13 protein-coding genes and 4 tRNA genes are annotated in these 15344 nt (G+C 70.9%); 7 read left to right on the plus strand and 10 right to left on the minus strand.

The features are described 5' to 3' along the window. From ACFWVP_RS12290 to ACFWVP_RS12310, 5 genes are all read right to left on the minus strand, one after another. The coding region (locus ACFWVP_RS12290) for a DEAD/DEAH box helicase (RefSeq protein WP_384495933.1) at window positions 1–2000 on the minus strand (2000 nt) is incomplete at its 3' end. 240 nt (window positions 2001–2240) lie between these two features. Then, window positions 2241–2795: a hypothetical protein gene (locus tag ACFWVP_RS12295; RefSeq protein ID WP_384495935.1), complete on the minus strand. Its 555-nt coding sequence runs from the start codon at window positions 2793–2795 to the stop codon at window positions 2241–2243. Window positions 2796–2922: 127 nt separating this feature from the next. Further along, window positions 2923–3297: a fluoride efflux transporter FluC gene (locus tag ACFWVP_RS12300; protein ID WP_384495937.1), complete on the minus strand. Its 375-nt coding sequence runs from the start codon at window positions 3295–3297 to the stop codon at window positions 2923–2925. Further along, window positions 3294–3788 (minus strand): CrcB family protein, encoded by a 495-nt coding sequence (locus ACFWVP_RS12305; RefSeq protein ID WP_384495939.1) that lies wholly within the window; start codon window positions 3786–3788, stop codon window positions 3294–3296. The genes ACFWVP_RS12300 and ACFWVP_RS12305 overlap by 4 nt, the downstream gene beginning before the upstream one ends. After that, window positions 3785–4138, minus strand: a complete 354-nt coding sequence (locus ACFWVP_RS12310; RefSeq protein WP_384495941.1) for a metallopeptidase family protein — start codon at window positions 4136–4138, stop codon at window positions 3785–3787. Before ACFWVP_RS12310 ends, ACFWVP_RS12305 begins: the two co-directional genes overlap by 4 nt. Before the next feature lie 124 nt (window positions 4139–4262). Between ACFWVP_RS12310 and ACFWVP_RS12315 the strand changes: the two genes are divergently transcribed. The 4 genes from ACFWVP_RS12315 (at window position 4263) to ACFWVP_RS12330 (ending at window position 6160) form a co-directional block, all read left to right on the plus strand. Then, window positions 4263–5795 (plus strand): metallophosphoesterase, encoded by a 1533-nt coding sequence (locus ACFWVP_RS12315; RefSeq protein WP_384495943.1) that lies wholly within the window; start codon window positions 4263–4265, stop codon window positions 5793–5795. An 80-nt stretch (window positions 5796–5875) separates the two neighbouring features. After that, window positions 5876–5948, plus strand: a tRNA-Glu gene (locus ACFWVP_RS12320). Between the two features lie 38 nt (window positions 5949–5986). Further along, a tRNA-Asp gene (locus ACFWVP_RS12325) sits at window positions 5987–6061 on the plus strand. A gap of 22 nt (window positions 6062–6083) precedes the next feature. Next, a tRNA-Phe gene (locus ACFWVP_RS12330) sits at window positions 6084–6160 on the plus strand. Window positions 6161–6200: 40 nt separating this feature from the next. Here ACFWVP_RS12330 and ACFWVP_RS12335 read toward each other — a convergent pair. Genes ACFWVP_RS12335 through ACFWVP_RS12345 form a run of 3 tightly spaced genes read right to left on the minus strand, consistent with a single transcriptional unit; the run spans window position 6201 to window position 8195 of the window. After that, the gene (locus tag ACFWVP_RS12335; protein WP_384495945.1) at window positions 6201–7046 is read right to left on the minus strand and encodes a cytochrome c biogenesis CcdA family protein; all 846 of its coding nucleotides are present in this window, start codon (window positions 7044–7046) and stop codon (window positions 6201–6203) included. Then, window positions 7043–7798, minus strand: a complete 756-nt coding sequence (locus ACFWVP_RS12340; protein WP_384495947.1) for a DsbA family protein — start codon at window positions 7796–7798, stop codon at window positions 7043–7045. The genes ACFWVP_RS12335 and ACFWVP_RS12340 overlap by 4 nt, the downstream gene beginning before the upstream one ends. A gap of 58 nt (window positions 7799–7856) precedes the next feature. Continuing rightward, window positions 7857–8195, minus strand: a complete 339-nt coding sequence (locus ACFWVP_RS12345) for a hypothetical protein (protein ID WP_384495949.1) — start codon at window positions 8193–8195, stop codon at window positions 7857–7859. 263 nt (window positions 8196–8458) lie between these two features. On the opposite strand from ACFWVP_RS12345, the gene hrpA reads away from it, so the two are divergent. The 3 genes from hrpA (at window position 8459) to ACFWVP_RS12360 (ending at window position 13058) form a co-directional block, all read left to right on the plus strand. Further along, a complete protein-coding gene (gene hrpA / locus ACFWVP_RS12350; RefSeq protein ID WP_384495951.1) occupies window positions 8459–12415 on the plus strand; it encodes an ATP-dependent RNA helicase HrpA in 3957 nt (1318 codons plus the stop codon). A 115-nt stretch (window positions 12416–12530) separates the two neighbouring features. Beyond that, window positions 12531–12605 (plus strand) — tRNA-Asp (locus ACFWVP_RS12355). A gap of 141 nt (window positions 12606–12746) precedes the next feature. Beyond that, window positions 12747–13058: a DUF6274 family protein gene (locus ACFWVP_RS12360; protein ID WP_384495953.1), complete on the plus strand. Its 312-nt coding sequence runs from the start codon at window positions 12747–12749 to the stop codon at window positions 13056–13058. Between the two features lie 490 nt (window positions 13059–13548). Here the strand turns inward: ACFWVP_RS12360 and bldC are convergent, their stop codons facing one another. Both bldC and ACFWVP_RS12370 read right to left on the minus strand, forming a co-directional pair. Further along, window positions 13549–13755, minus strand: a complete 207-nt coding sequence (gene bldC, locus ACFWVP_RS12365; RefSeq protein ID WP_003949541.1) for a developmental transcriptional regulator BldC — start codon at window positions 13753–13755, stop codon at window positions 13549–13551. 682 nt (window positions 13756–14437) lie between these two features. Then, entirely contained in the window at window positions 14438–15283 is an 846-nt protein-coding gene (locus tag ACFWVP_RS12370; RefSeq protein ID WP_384495955.1) for a hypothetical protein, read from the minus strand. Window positions 15284–15344: the final 61 nt, after the last annotated feature.

Consider the following 15344-nt stretch of genomic DNA (forward strand, 5'->3'; position numbering starts at 1 on the left):
AAGGGACGGCCGCCACGGTCGCCGCCGCGGTCGTCACGACGGTCGCCACCACCGGAGCGGAAGCCACCACCGACCGGACGGTCCTCACGACGGTCACGGTTGAACGCGGGACGGTCGTTGTCACGACGCTCGAAGGGACGGCCGCCACGGTCGCCGCCGCGGTCGTCACGACGGTCGCCACCACCGGAGCGGAAGCCACCACCGACCGGACGGTCCTCACGACGGTCGTTGCTGCCACGGAACGACGGACGGTCGCTGCTGCCGCGGTAGCCGTTCCCACCCGTGGGACGGCCACTGCGCTCGCCGACACGGTCGTTGCCACCGCGGTACCCACCGCGGTCGCCGCCACGGTCGTCACGGCGGCCGTAGTTGCCCCGCTCGTCACGACGGTCCTCGCGGGCCGCGGGCTGCTCCGGCACGGATGCCGCGATGAGCGCGGCCTCGGCCTCGGCGGCCACCTCGGCCACCGCCGCCTCCGGGTCGTCGCCCCGCTCACGGGCGGCACGGGCGACCAGACGGTCGGCCTCCTCGCGCAGCTCGACGGCACGGCGCTGGATGCGCTCCAGCTGCTTGGTGAGGTCGGCGGCCTCGCGCTCGGCCTGCTTGGCCGCGTTGTTCGCGGAGTCGGCCTGCACCTCGGTCAGCGAACGGGCGCCGGTGATCTCGGCGACCTCCGGCTCGAAGACGCCCGCGCCCTGGACGATGTGACGCGAGGCGTCGACGCCCGCGTCCTCCATGAGGCGGAAGATCTGACGGCGCTGGTGCGGCAGCGCCAGCGACACGACGACACCGGACTTCCCGGCGCGGGCGGTACGGCCCGAGCGGTGCAGGTAGTCCTTGTGGTCACCGGCCGGGTCCACGTTCAGGACCAGGTCGATGCCGTCGACGTGGATACCGCGGGCGGCGACGTCGGTGGCGACGAGCGTGTGGACGAAGCCCTTCTTGAAGTCCTCGAGCACGCGGGTACGGGCACCCTGCGTCATGCCGCCGTGCAGCGCGTCCGCCTTCACGCCGGACTCGATGAGCTGCTCGGCGATGCGGTCGGCGCCCAGCTGGGTGCGGACGAAGATGATCGTGCGGCCCTTACGGGCGGCGATCGCGGCCGTGACCGGCGCCTTGTCCTTCGGCTTCACGACGAGGACGTGGTGCGACATGGTCGAGACGTTGCCCTGGGCGCTGTCGACCTCGTGGGTGACCGGGTTGCTCAGGTAGCGCTTGACGAGCGTCCCGATCTCGTTCTCCATCGTGGCGGAGAAGAGCATGCGCTGGCCGCCACCGGGGATCTGGTCGAGCAGCTCGGTGACCTCGGGCAGGAAGCCCAGGTCCGACATCTGGTCGGCCTCGTCGAGGACCGCGACCTGGACGTTCGCCAGGGAGCAGGCGCCACGGTTGATGATGTCGCGCAGCCGGCCCGGGGTGGCGACGAGGACGTCGACACCGCGCTCCAGCGCGAAGATCTGGTTGCTCATCGACGTACCGCCGCAGACGACCTTCATCTTCAGGCCGAGCACGTCGCCGTAGGGCTGCAGCGCGTCCGCGACCTGCATCGCGAGCTCACGGGTCGGCGTGAGGATGATCGCGCGGGGCTTCTTGCGCTCGGTGTGGCCACCGGCCAGCGAGGCCAGGGTCGGCAGACCGAAGGAGAGCGTCTTGCCGGAGCCGGTACGGCCACGGCCCAGGATGTCCTTGCCGGCCAGGGCGTCCGGGATGGTCGCGGCCTGGATCGGGAAGGGCGCGGTCACACCGTTCTGCGCGAGCTTGCGGACGATGCCGTCGGGCAGTCCGAGCGAGGCGAACGTGACGGTCGGCTCGGCGTCGGCGGCGTCCTCGACGTCGGCGGCGTCCTCACCGGAGATCTCGGCGGTCTCGCCGGAGATCTCAACGACCTCGTCGGAGGCGGGGGCGGGGGTCTCGACGGTGTCGACGGGAGCCTCGGGAGCGGCGGCCACGACGGCCTCCGCGATCTCCACGATCTCGTTGTTCTCGACGTTCTCGGACATGACGGTGTTTTCAGAACTGGAAATTGACATGCGAAATGCGAAACCTTCCGGAGTCTCGGCACGCGCCCGTAACTCCGTGTTTTCGCAATTTCGACCGCCTCAATGCGGTCCAGCCACGGCAAGGGAGAGTACGCGCCACACGGCGCTCTTCTGTGTCGGCGCCGGGCAATGGGATCAAACGATCTACTACCATACGCACTCACCCCCACTTTCGGCAAACCGGCTCCTCCGCGACCCCCCTCACACCGGCGCGACCTGCGGTGATGCCTTCGGGGTGGGCCACACCTCCACCCGCTCCGACGGCCCCATCGCATCGGTCCGGAACTGCGCCGCGGGTGAGGCCGAGGGCTGCTCCGGGGGCTCCGACGGCTCCGGATCGGGAGAGGGCGGGGGCGGCTCCGGGGTGACCGGCGGGGGCGGCGGCTCACCCGGCCCCGGAGCGCTCGGCCCGGGAGTGGGCAGGTGGCCGCCCAGGCTCGGCTCGGGGGTGCCGGGACCGGGGGCCGGCCGGGGGTCGCCCGGGGCCGCCGAAGGGGCCTTCCCGGACGCTCTCGGGTCCGGCTCGCGGGGGCGGTCCCGGTCGGACTGCGCCTCGGCACGGCCGCTCCCGAAGCCGGCCCGTCCGGTGCCGGGCACGGTGTCGCCGTCCGGTTCGGCCTGTACCCCCTTCTGACCGGCCGGGCGTGACGGGGCCGGCTCCCCGGCGTCGCCACCGACGCTCATACAGCCGGTGGACGCGGCGATCGTCAGCGCGGTGACGGCTGCCCGGCGGACGCGGGCGGACAACTGGCGCACGAGGTGGCACCTCCGGGAGCGGGGAGTCGGCGGAGCAGAGGAAGTGTGGTGTTCAACTCCCCCGCCCCCGCCGGGGACACGCCCGGACACAACACCCGCACACGGCGGCCGTTCCCGGGCCCGGCCGTCAGCCCCCGAAGCCCCCGGCCAGCTCCACCCCCAGGAACACCGCCCCGAGTCCCACCAGCAGGGACGCCAGCACATTGGCCGCGGCGAGGAAGCCGCGGCCCGTCTCGGCGAGGCGCAACGTCTCGTAGGAGAACGTCGAGTACGTCGTCAGCGCCCCGCACAGCCCCGTACCCAGCAAGGCGTACGTGTGTCCGGACACCGCGGCCCCGGTCAGCACCCCGAGCAGCAGGCTGCCCGCCGCGTTGGCGGTGAAGGTCCCCCACGGGAACACGTACGGCAGCCCCGTCCCGTGGCGCGCCCGCACCGCATGGTCCGTCAGATAGCGCAGCGGCGCACCGACCGCGCCCCCGAGGGCGACCAGCAGCCAGTTCACGCCGTCCGCCCGCGCCGGTCCCCGCCCACGAGCGCCCGCGTGAGCACGGCCGCCGCCCACACCGCCCCGAGCGCCGCCACGACCGTCCCCGACGCGTACGCCATCGCCACCAGCGGCTCCTGACGGTTCAGCAGCTCCGACACATCGGCCGCGTAGGTCGAGAACGTGGTGAAGCCGCCGAGCACACCGACGCCCAGGAAGGGCCGGACCAGCGGATGCCTCACCACGCCACGCTCGGCGACCAGCACCATGAGCACCCCGATCAGCGCGCAGCCCGACACGTTGACCACCAGGACCGCCCAGGGGAACGCCCCCTCGGCGGCCGGCCAGGCCAGGGAGGCAGCGTGGCGGGCCGAGGCCCCCAGGGCGCCGCCCGCCGCGATCACGGCCAGGACCCGCCACCGGCCGGCCCCCTCCTCGGCCCCGGCGCGCCGCGCCGGTACGGAGAGGCCCACGTCCGGACGGCCGGGCGGCGGCTCCCGGTAGCTCACCCGTACCCCAGCTCGTGCAGCCGCTCGTCGTCGATGCCGAAGTGGTGGGCGATCTCGTGGACCACGGTGATCTCCGTCTCGGCGACGACGTCCTCCCGCGTCTCGCACATCCGCAGCGTCGGCCCCCGGTAGATGGTGATCCGGTCCGGCAGCACCCCCGCGTACCACTCGCCGCGCTCCGTGAGCGGTGTGCCCTCGTAGAGCCCCAGCAGTTCCCGGTCCTCCGGGTCCTCGGGCTCGTCCTCGACGAACACCGCGACGTTGTCCATCAGCCGCATCAGCTCGGACGGGACCCGGTCCAGGGCCACGCTCACCAGCTCTTCGAACTCCTCGCGCGTCATCTCCAGCACCCGGCCATTGTCACGTACGCCGGGCCGGAACGGGCGGGGCCGTACCGGCCCGGCGGCCACCCGCCCGGCCCACACCCGCCGCACCGCCCGCATGCCCGCCGCCCGATCGGGGCATACGCGCCCAATGGCCCGCGATCCGTTCCGCGCCGCAGTCCTCCGAGTCCGCCGCCACCACCGCTCCCGCACCACGGCACCCGTCAGCACACCGGCCACGGCCCCGCATCCGTACACGCGGGTGCTCGGCCTGCTCGCGGTCGTCGTGCTGGGGGCCTGGCTGGGGCTGCTGATCGTCGGCAGCGTGCGTACGCCGGTGGGGCCCATGGACACGACCATGACCCTGCGGCCGTCCCTGAGCGGCGGTACGAAGATCAACGTGTCGCCGCTGGGCGCGCTGGAACTGGACTCGCACGTGGCCCCGGTCCGCCTCGACGTCGACGTCGACCAGCTGGATCCCGAACGCTCGCAGGCCCTGGTCAAGCACCCCGAGCGGCTGTCCGGCCTCCAGGACGAGGTCACCACGGACGTCGCCGCCGGCACCCGGGAGCTGGCCGTCCGCTCCTGCGTGGCCGTGGTCTCCGGCGCCACCGCGCTCGGCCTCGCCGTCTACCGCCGCCCCCGCCGCGCACTGGCCGCCGGAGGGCTCGCCCTGGCGCTGCTGGCCGCTTCCGGCATCAGCGCGTACGCCACCTGGAACCCGAAGTCCGTCCTCGAGCCCAGATTCTCCGGGCTGCTCTCCAGCGCCCCCTCGGTCGTCGGCGACGCCCGCTCGATCGTCACCGACTTCGACGTCTACCAGCAGGAGCTGGCCCGGCTCGTCACCAACGTCACCAAGCTGTACGACGCCACGTCCACGCTCCCCGTGTACCGGCCCGACCCGGCGACCATCCGGGTGCTGCACGTCTCGGACATCCACCTCAACCCCGCCGCCTGGCACATCATCGGCTCGCTCGTCGAGCAGTACGAGATCGACGTGATCATCGACTCGGGCGACACCATGGACCACGGCACGGCCGCCGAGAACGGCTTCCTCGACCCGGCCCGCGAGCTCGGGGCGCCGTACGTGTGGGTGCGGGGCAACCATGACTCCAAGATCACCCAGGCCTATCTGAAGGACCTGAGGAACATTCACGTCCTCGACGGGGGCAGCGCCGTGGACGTCGCCGGGCTGCGGATCGCGGGCACCGGCGACCCGCAGTTCACCCCGGACCGCTCGCGCCCCACCGGCGGCCGGGCGGCCGAGGAGCTGGCCGGCATGCGGCTCGCCTCCGCGCTCCGCGACCAGAAGCGGGCCGGCACCCCCGTGGACATCGCGGTGGCCCACGACCCGAACGCCGCACGGCAGACCGACGGAACGGTTCCTCTCGTGCTGGCGGGCCATGTGCACCACCGGGTGAACGAACTGCTGCCGCTGGGCACGCGGCTGAAGGTCGAGGGCTCCACCGGCGGCGGCGGACTGCGCGCCGTGCAGAACGAGAAGCCCGAGAAGGTGCGCACCTCGGTGCTCTACCTGGACCGCGCCACGCGGCGTCTGCAGGCCTGGGACGAGATCACCCTGGGCGGCCTGGGCCTGACGACGGCCGAGGTCAGCCGCCATCTGCCGGAGGAGAACCCGGCCAAGCCGTCGCCCTCCCCGACCGTCTCCGCGACCTCCCCGTAAACCGTTTTGGCGATACCTCCCCGCATCCCATATGCTTCTCACGTCCCCGACGCGCTGGAAAGCGCGCAGGTGGGCCCTTAGCCCTCATCGTCTAGTGGCCCAGGACGCCGCCCTTTCAAGGCGGTAGCACGGGTTCGAATCCCGTTGGGGGCACGCTTTAACGTGTGCGAGACTTGTCTCGCACATTGCTTGGTCCTGTGGAGCAGTTTGGAGTGCTCGCCACCCTGTCAAGGTGGAGGCCGCGGGTTCAAATCCCGTCAGGACCGCTGCAGCCCGTATGAGCTGCGTGGCTGGGTAGCTCAGTTGGTACGAGCGATCGCCTGAAAAGCGATAGGTCGCCGGTTCGATCCCGGCCCCAGCCACCACCCCGAAGGCCCCGTCCGGTGGACGGGGCCTTCGCCGTTGTCAGGCCACTTCCTCCTCCTCCCGTCCGGTACGCCGCCGCCACGCCCGCACACCGAGGATCAGCAGCACCACACCCACCACGGCCCCCAGCGCCAAGGCGTCGGGCACGCTCCGGCCGACGCCCTGCGCCCACTGCTCGACGGCGAACGCGGTGTCGGCGTCCAGCGGTCCGGGCAGTGCGGTCGTCCCGTCGTACCTGAGGAAGAGCACTCCGAGTCCGATGAAGAGGAGACCGGAGAGCAGGGACGTGGTGTGCAGCTCGAAGCGGCCGGCGCGCAGGGTCCGGCCGCGCAGCCAGGCCCGCCGTCCGAGGTCGAAGCGTTCCCAGAGCAGCGCGAGCACGAACAGCGGCACGGCCATGCCCAGCGCGTAGACGGCGAGCAGCAGCCCGCCGTAGACCGGACTTCCGCTGACGGCCGCCACCGTGAGGACGCTGCCCAGGATCGGGCCCGCGCAGAAGCCGGCCAGCCCGTAGACCGAGCCCAGGGCGTAGACGGAGAGCGCGGTCGTGGGCCGGATACGGCCGCTGAGGGCGGCGATCCGGCGGGAGGCGAAGCCCAGGCCCACGATCTGGGCGATGCCGAGCCCGATGATCAGCCAGCCCGCGCCGAGGACGAGTGCGTCGCGGTGCCCGTAGAAGAGCCGTCCGGCGTACGAGCCCGCGGCGCCGAGCGGGACGAGGGTGGTGGCGAGTCCGGCGTAGAAGATCCCGGTCCGGGCCAGCAGCCGCGAGACGGAGTCGACGGAGTACGCGAAGAAGGCCGGGAGCAGCAGGGCGCTGCAGGGGCTGACCAGGGCGAGCAGCCCGCCGAGCAGGGCCGCGAAGTAGCCGATGTCCTGGGTCACTTGGCGGGGTCCCCGGCGCTGCCCACGTGCGCGGCGTCCGCCGCCGCGGCTTCGACGGCCTGGGTGAAGACGGCCGTCGGCTGTGCTCCGGCGACGGGGCGTCCGTTGATGAGGAACGACGGGGTGGACGTGGCGCCGATGCCGTACGCCTGCTCCTGGTCCTTGCCGACCGCTTCCGTGGCGGCCGCGCTGTCGGTGTCGCGTACGAAGCGGTCGAGGTCCTTGACCCCGGCCTGCCGGGCGAGCTCCTTGAGCCGGTCCTGGCCGAAGCCCTTCTCCTTGGCCCCCTTCGCGTAGGCGGCCCGGTGGAAGGCCCAGAAGCGGTCCTGCTGCCCCGCCGCCCAGGAGGCGCGGGCGGCGGCCTCGGACTCCTTGCCGAAGATCGGGAAGTTGCGCCATTCGATGCGCAGGGTGCCGTCCTTCACGTACTTCTCGACCAGCTCGGGTTCGGTCTCCCGGGCGAAGGTGCCGCAGTAGCCGCACTTGAAGTCGGCGTACTCGATGAGGACGACGGGGGCGTCGGCGCGGCCCTGGGCCAGCTTGTCGCCGGAGTCGCGGCGGGCGAGCTTCGCCAGCTCCGCGTACATGTCGGTGTCCGGTTCCGCGGTCGTGCCGACGACGGCGGAACCGGAGTCCGGGTTGTCGGGGGCGGTGGCCCGGTAGGAGACGAAGCCGAGCAGGCCTGCGGCGAGGACGACGACGGCGCCGAAGACGAGCGGCTTCTTGGACGACGGGCGGGTGGGCGTGGGCATGCGGGACTCCGTGCTGGTGCGTGCGGTCTGCGGGAAGGAGGAGGGGAGGCGGGTCCGCCTACACCCTCAGCACGGAGAGCTCCACGGGTGTGGGTGTGGCGGGCCGGGGACCGCGTACGGCGAGCCGTACGGCCGGCGGGCGGTCCCGTCCGGCGGCGGGCAGGACGGCCGCGACGGGGCCGGGCGCCAGGTCGTGCGCGGCGCGGGTCCGGGCCGGCAGGACGGGATCGGAGCCCTCGTGGTCCCTGTTCCGGTCGCAGCCCGGTATGCCGGTGTCCGCGGCGGCTGCCACGACGGGGCCGGACACCGGGACGGCCCCGGTCACCGCGGGTGCGCCGAGCAGTCCCAGTACGACGGCGAGCGCTGCCACCAGGCAGCACCACTGCGCACGGGACACGGGACCGCCTCGATGGGTACGGATGATCAGCTGCCCGAAATGGTACGTGCTGTGATCCCCCGCGCCCGCTCGGTCACCGAGGCCGTGCCCGGGGTGGCGGCGGAGGGATGCGGGCCGGCCCGCGCGGGGCACGGCGGAGGGGCGTGGACCCGGCCGCGCGGGGCACGGCGGAGGGGCGTGGACCCGGCCGCGCGGGGCACGTGACGGAGTCCGCGTGAAATGGTTCGCCACTCCTTGCGCCCGGGTGAGATCCTGGGATCCGTATGTCTACTTCCTTCGCCGATCTCCAGTCCCAGCTCGGGCAGCTCTCGCTCCGCGACGCGAACCGGCTCGGCCGTCGTCTCGAGGGTGCCCGGCGCATCCGCAAGCCCGAGGCCCGACAGTCCGTGCTGGACGAGATCGCCGCCGAGGCCGGGAAGGCAGCCGAACGGCTCGCAGGACGCGCCGCGCGGATGCCCGCCCTGTCGTACCCGGAACAGCTTCCGGTCAGCCGGAGGAAAAACGAGATCCTGGAGGCGATACGCGACCACCAGGTCGTGATCGTCGCGGGTGAGACGGGTTCCGGCAAGACCACGCAGATCCCCAAGATCTGCATGGAGCTGGGGCGCGGCGTCCGGGGCATGATCGGGCACACCCAGCCCCGCCGGATCGCGGCCCGTACGGTCGCCGAGCGGGTCGCCGACGAGCTGAAGACCCCGCTCGGCGAGGCCGTCGGCTGGAAGGTGCGCTTCACCGACCAGGTGAACCCGGACGCGACGTTCGTGAAGCTGATGACGGACGGCATCCTGCTGGCCGAGATCCAGACGGACCGCGAGCTCCTCGCGTACGACACGATCATCATCGACGAGGCCCACGAGCGGTCGCTGAACATCGACTTCCTGCTGGGCTATCTGGCGCGGCTGCTGCCCAGGCGCCCCGATCTGAAGGTCGTCATCACCTCGGCGACCATCGACCCGGAGCGCTTCGCCAAGCACTTCGGCGAGGCGCCGATCGTGGAGGTCAGCGGGCGTACGTACCCGGTCGAGGTGCGTTACCGCCCGCTGCTGGAAGAGGCCGGCGAGGACTCCGACCGCGACCAGATCACCGCGATCTGCGACGCCGTCGACGAGCTCCAGTCGGAGGGCCCCGGCGACGTCCTGGTCTTCCTCTCCGGTGAGCGGGAGATCCGCGACACCGCGGACGCGCTGAACAAGCGGAGTCTGCGGCACACCGAGGTGCTCCCCCTCTACGCGCGCCTCTCGCACGCCGAGCAGCACCGGGTGTTCCAGCGGACCCCCAACGGCATCGTCCGCAGGATCGTTCTGGCGACGAACGTCGCCGAGACGTCGCTGACCGTCCCCGGCATCAAGTACGTGATCGACCCGGGCAACGCCCGCATCTCCCGCTACAGCCACCGCACCAAGGTCCAGCGGCTGCCGATCGAGCGGATCTCGCAGGCCAGCGCCAACCAGCGCAAGGGCCGCTGCGGCCGTACGTCGGACGGCATCTGCATCCGGCTGTACTCCGAGGACGACTTCGTCACCCGTCCGGAGTTCACCGACCCCGAGATCCTGCGGACCAACCTCGCCTCCGTCATCCTCCAGATGACCGCGGCGGGTCTCGGCGAGATCGAGAAGTTCCCCTTCATCGACCCGCCGGACCACCGCAACATCCGCGACGGTGTCCAGCTGCTCCAGGAGCTGGGTGCGCTTGAACCGGAGGAGAAGTCCCCCCAGGAGGGGAAGAAGGGGCAGCGGCTCACCCCGCTCGGGCGCAAGCTCTCGCAGCTGCCCGTGGACCCGCGCCTGGCCCGCATGGTCATCGAGGCCGACCGGAACGGCTGTGCCCGCGAGGTCATGGTCATCGCCGCGGCGCTCTCCATCCAGGACCCGCGTGAGCGGCCCTCGGAGAAGCAGACGCAGGCCGATCAGCAGCACGCCCGCTTCAAGGACGAGACGTCCGACTTCCTGGCGTACCTGAATCTGTGGCGTTACGTCCGGGAGCAGCAGAAGGAGCGGGGCTCCTCCAGCTTCCGCCGGATGTGCAAGCAGGAGTACCTGAACTTCCTGCGCATCCGCGAGTGGCAGGACATCTACGCCCAGCTGCGCACGGTGGCCAAGCAGATGGGCATCGCAGTCGAGGAGCCCAGGGACGACGAGGGCGTGCCCGAGCAGGCGGTGCACACCTCGCTGCTCGCGGGGCTGCTGTCGCACATCGGACTGAAGGACACCGAGAAGAACGAGTACCTGGGTGCCCGCAGCGCCAAGTTCGCGGTCTTCCCCGGGTCCGCGCTGTTCAAGAAGCAGCCGCGCTTCGTGATGTCGGCCGAGCTGGTCGAGACGTCCCGGCTCTGGGCGCGGGTCAACGCCAAGGTGGAGCCGGAGTGGATCGAGCCGCTCGCCGAGCACCTGCTGAAGCGCACCTACAGCGAGCCGCACTGGGAGAAGGACCAGGCGGCGGTGATGGCGTACGAGCGGGTCACGCTCTACGGGGTACCGATCGTCGCCCAGCGCAAGATCAATTTCGGCCGTATCGACCAGGAGGCGTCCCGCGATCTGTTCATCCGGAACGCCCTGGTCGAGGGGGACTGGCGTACGCACCACCAGTTCTTCCACGACAATCGCAAACTGCTCGGCGAGGTCGAGGAGTTGGAGCACCGCGCCCGGCGCCGCGACATCCTCGTGGACGACGAGACGCTCTTCGACTTCTACGACCGGCGGATCCCGGAGCACATCGTCTCCGGGGCGCACTTCGACTCCTGGTGGAAGCACAAGCGCCGTGACGAGCCGGACGCGCTCGACTTCGAGCGTTCGATGCTCATCAACGAGAAGGCGTCCGCCGTCACCAAGGACGACTATCCGGACTCCTGGCGCCAGGGGAAGCTCAAATTCCGGGTGACCTACCAGTTCGAGCCCGGCGCGGACGCGGACGGTGTGACGGTCCACATCCCGCTCCATGTGCTCAACCAGGTCACCTCCGAGGGCTTCGACTGGCAGATCCCGGGCCTGCGCGAGGAAGTGGTCACCGAGCTGATCCGCTCGCTGCCCAAGCCGATCCGCCGGCACTACGTCCCGGCCCCGGACTACGCGGCGAAGTTCCTGGACCGGGCCGTCCCGCTCCAGGAGCCCCTGCCACTGACGCTCGCCCGGGAACTGCGGCGGATGGTCGGCGTGCCGGTCACGGCCGAGGACTTCGACCTCTCCCGCGTCCCGGACCACCTGAAGATCACCTTCCGGATCGTCGACGAGCGGCGCCGCAGGGTCGCCGAGGACAAGGACCTGGAGGCGCTGAAGATCCAGCTGCGCCCGAAGGCCCGTCAGGCCCTCTCCCAGGCCGCTGCGGCCACCGCGGGCCCCTCGGGCGAGTCCGTCGAGCGTTCGGGCCTCACGGACTGGACGATCGGCACGCTGGACAAGATCTTCGAGACGCGGAGGGCCGGCCAGCCTGTCAAGGCGTACCCGGCGCTCGTCGACCAGGGCCAGGCCGTCGCCGTACGGCTCTTCGACACCGAGGCCGAGCAGCAGCAGGCGATGTGGCGCGGCACCCGGAAGCTGATCCTGCTGAACATCCCAGTGAACCCCGCGAAGTTCGCCTCGGACACGCTCACCAACCAGCAGAAGCTCGCCCTGTCCCGGAATCCGCACGGCTCGATCCAGGCGCTCTTCGACGACTGCGCGACGGCTGCGGCCGACCGGCTGATCGCCGCGCACGGCGGCCCGGCCTGGGACGAGGCGTCATTCCGCAGGCTGTACGACAAGGTGCGCGCGGACCTGGTGGACCTGACCGTACGCACGATCAAGCAGGTGCAGCAGATCCTCGCGGCCTGGCAGGCGTGCGAGCGCCGGCTGAAGGCCACGAACAGCCTGGTCCTGATCAACAACGTCACGGACGTAAGGGACCACCTCGCCCGCCTCGTACCGCCCGGGTTCGTCACCATGACCGGGCTGCGCAGGCTGCCCGACCTGATGCGCTACCTGGTCGCCGAGGACCGCCGGCTGCAGCAGATGCCGACGAACGTCCAGCGCGACACCACGCGCATGGAGAAGGTCCACGAGATGCAGGACGAGTACGCCTGGCTGCTGGAGCAGCTGCCGCAGGGGCGTCCCGTTCCGCAGGAGGTCCTCGACATCCGCTGGATGATCGAGGAGCTGCGGGTGAGCTACTTCGCGCACGCGCTGGGCACCGCGCAGCCCGTCTCGGACAAGCGGATCGTGAAGGCGATCGACGCGGCGGCGCCGTGACCCGGACCGCCCCGGGGTCGTAACGGCTCCGCCACCGTGGGTGAGTTCGACCTGGCCCGCGCACCTCCTGTAGAGTCTGTCTTCGCAGCCGGACGAGAGAACGGCAGCGAATTCTGGTCCTGTGGAGCAGTTTGGAGTGCTCGCCACCCTGTCAAGGTGGAGGCCGCGGGTTCAAATCCCGTCAGGACCGCAGTAGACGAAAGCCCGGATCCTCTGGATCCGGGCTTTCGCGCGTCTTGACGGCGGCACCCGTCGCGGGTAACCCGTAGGACAGAGACCGTCCTTGTTCCTCGACACGGGGCGGCCGGGTCCACCGGGAGGTCGCACGCGTATGTCTGCGCCCACGGCAAGGCACGAGACCCGCGCGCTGCTGCGCGCCCATCTGGCGGCGGCGTCCGGCTACCGCCACCTCACCCGCCACTGTCCGATCTGCCACCGCCTGCTGCGGCTCGCGATGGAGCCCCTGACGGCCCCACAGCCGCCGTACGGCGGACCGCGCCCCTGCGACACCCCCGAACCGCCGCACGCCCCTGAGGAATCCACCGACGCCCGCGACGGGGGCGCCGGGCCGCGACCCGGACCTCCCGGCGCCGCGGAGGCGGACGGGGGCCGGCGTGAGGACGAAAGTCCCCCCGCGACATGACCATCTGCCGCAGCCATCCGCCCCCTCGCGGTGGCAGGCTCGTAGTTGGCAAGACCGTGCCGGTGTGACGGGAGTCACCGAATCAGTTTTGCGCGGAGGGGACTTTACGCACTTCCTACAACTGGCGAATTTAATATGTGCAATTGCACTCTCCCGGAAGCACATCCCGGACCGTTCCACCCGAGCTGCCCCACGACGTCCGGGACCCATACGAACAGTCCCTAACAGCCCCGACCACAGCCGCGCACCGACCCCCGGGAAACCGACCCGTCGGCCTGTTCGGGCGCCGACGGGCAGGCCCCGGGTGCGCTTCGGGCACAAAAAGATCGCGCTGGACTCGGCGGAGCCCAGCGCGATCTAACGACAAGCCCTGCATTGCACAGGTGTGACGCCCGTTGGGGCAGGCGTCCGTCGTGTGGAGCTATGAGTGGGCACCTGGGGTTGGGGGACCCATGGGTAGCCCTGTTATGGCTGCGGCGACAGGGGTGTGTCAGGCCTCGCTGCGCTGCTGCGGAATACCCGCAAGCAGTGCGCGGACCTCTGCCTCGCGGTACCGGCGATGTCCACCGAGCGTGCGGATGGACGTGAGCTTGCCAGCCTTCGCCCACCGGGTGACCGTCTTCGGGTCCACGCGGAACATCGTGGCAACCTCAGCCGGGGTCAGCAGCGGCTCGGCATCAGGGGTGCGAGCGGTCATGAGCGGCCTCCTCGGGAGAACCGAACCATCTCGGTTCTTTCCTCTAAATTCTGCACCTTGACCCGCGTTGCCCGAAATGGCGGACGCGGGCCGAGTCGGTTATAGGACGAACGGCTTGTCCTCGGCACTACAACTACACCATCCGTCCAGCCACGTCGGCCAAACCGATGGAATTGCCCTCCCAGGTGTTCATCAGCGACGGAAGCCGATGGACCATGCCATAGCGGACAGTCACGCCCCAGTAACGATCAGTCACAGGAGTGCTCAAGGGTCATCAGAAGTCCTCAGACCCCCCATAGCGTGCAATGCTGAGCATTCCGCCCATAGTTGGACGAACGGAGCCCTCCCCGGACTCCTTGTCCTATTTTGGCATGAGGAGTAGGGAAGGGCGCAAGGGCCCCGTTAGTGCTATCCGTCACGCTTGAGGCAAAGGCCCGGTTCGGGACGTAGGTCCTAGGGCTTGAAGCGGAGACTCCCGCCTCACCTGCCACACGCATCACACAGGACACAGGTTCACGGCACGTCAGTTCCCCTCGACGCCCGCCTGTTCCCCTCGGCGCATCCCGCTCACCTCCGTCCGGCGTCCTCGGCGCCCACCGATGCCGGACACCTCACGGGATGTCTCTTCCCTGCCGATCGCGGGTCTATGCGACGGTACGTGTCATTTCACACAGCTATCGGGCTAGTTGGCAGACTGCCTGTCCCGTACCGCGCGCCACCGCTCGGCGAGACGCGCGTACGCGACGCCCGCCGCGTCGCTGTCCCCGGCCCGCAACGCGGCGATCCCCTCGGCCACGTCCGCGGCCGACCGGTCCGCGGCGAGCCGCTCCCCCGGCAGCGCGTGCACCAGCCCGCCGTAGTCCAGCTCCACCAGGGAGCGCGGATGGAATTCCTCCAGCCAGCGGCCCACGTCCACCAGCCCCTCGGCCAGCGGCCCTTCGTCGACCGACTCCCGCAGCGTCCTGAGCGCCCTCGCCAGCCGACGGCGCGCCTGCACCATCGGCGTCCGGTAGCGCAGCAGGGGCCGCCGCCCCTCGGTGCCCACCGCGACGTACTCGCGCTCCTCGTCGTCGAACAGGACGAACCAGCGCACCGGGACATGCCACACCGTGGTCCGGATCCAGGGCCGGGCGTCCGGGTTCCGCTCCGCCCACCGCTCGTGGTCCGCGATCGCCTGGAGCCGCACCACCGGGGGGAGGACCGCGTCCAGCACAGTGGCCGGAAACAGCCCATCGAGTTCCTCCAGCGCCAGCCAGCCGCGCATCCGGGTACGCCACGGGCAGACGCACACCACGCCGTCGACCTCCGCGACGAAGGCGTCCGCGCTCTCGTGGACGGGCACGGCGACCGGCGGGGTGGGCACCAGGTCGGCCAGCGAGCGGCGCAGTTCGTCCTGTGCCGTGGGGAGCTCGGAACGCTGGGCGTAGCGCGCCCAGTGACCGCGTTCGGGCTCCCGGAAGGCGGCGAGCGGCTCGTACACCCGCAGGTAGGACGTGTAAGGGACGAGCACTGAAGACACCACCGACATGCGGCAGATCGTGTCACGCCTGTACTCCGCCAGGGGGTGATCCTCGGCACCGGAACAGATC

Source organism: Streptomyces sp. NPDC058637, assembly GCF_042717325.1.
In the GTDB taxonomy this organism is placed as follows: domain Bacteria; phylum Actinomycetota; class Actinomycetes; order Streptomycetales; family Streptomycetaceae; genus Streptomyces.

Excerpts from the sequence above, each read along its gene's own strand:
- ACFWVP_RS12315 (WP_384495943.1), top strand. The coding sequence starts at position 4,263 with ATGGCCCGCGATCCGTTCCGCGCCGCAGTCCTCCGAGTCCGCCGCCAC.
- ACFWVP_RS12340 (WP_384495947.1), bottom strand. The coding sequence starts at position 7,798 with ATGCCCACGCCCACCCGCCCGTCGTCCAAGAAGCCGCTCGTCTTCGGC.
- hrpA (WP_384495951.1), top strand. The coding sequence starts at position 8,459 with ATGTCTACTTCCTTCGCCGATCTCCAGTCCCAGCTCGGGCAGCTCTCG.
- ACFWVP_RS12360 (WP_384495953.1), top strand. The coding sequence starts at position 12,747 with ATGTCTGCGCCCACGGCAAGGCACGAGACCCGCGCGCTGCTGCGCGCC.
- bldC (WP_003949541.1), bottom strand. The coding sequence starts at position 13,755 with ATGACCGCTCGCACCCCTGATGCCGAGCCGCTGCTGACCCCGGCTGAG.
- ACFWVP_RS12370 (WP_384495955.1), bottom strand. The coding sequence starts at position 15,283 with ATGTCGGTGGTGTCTTCAGTGCTCGTCCCTTACACGTCCTACCTGCGG.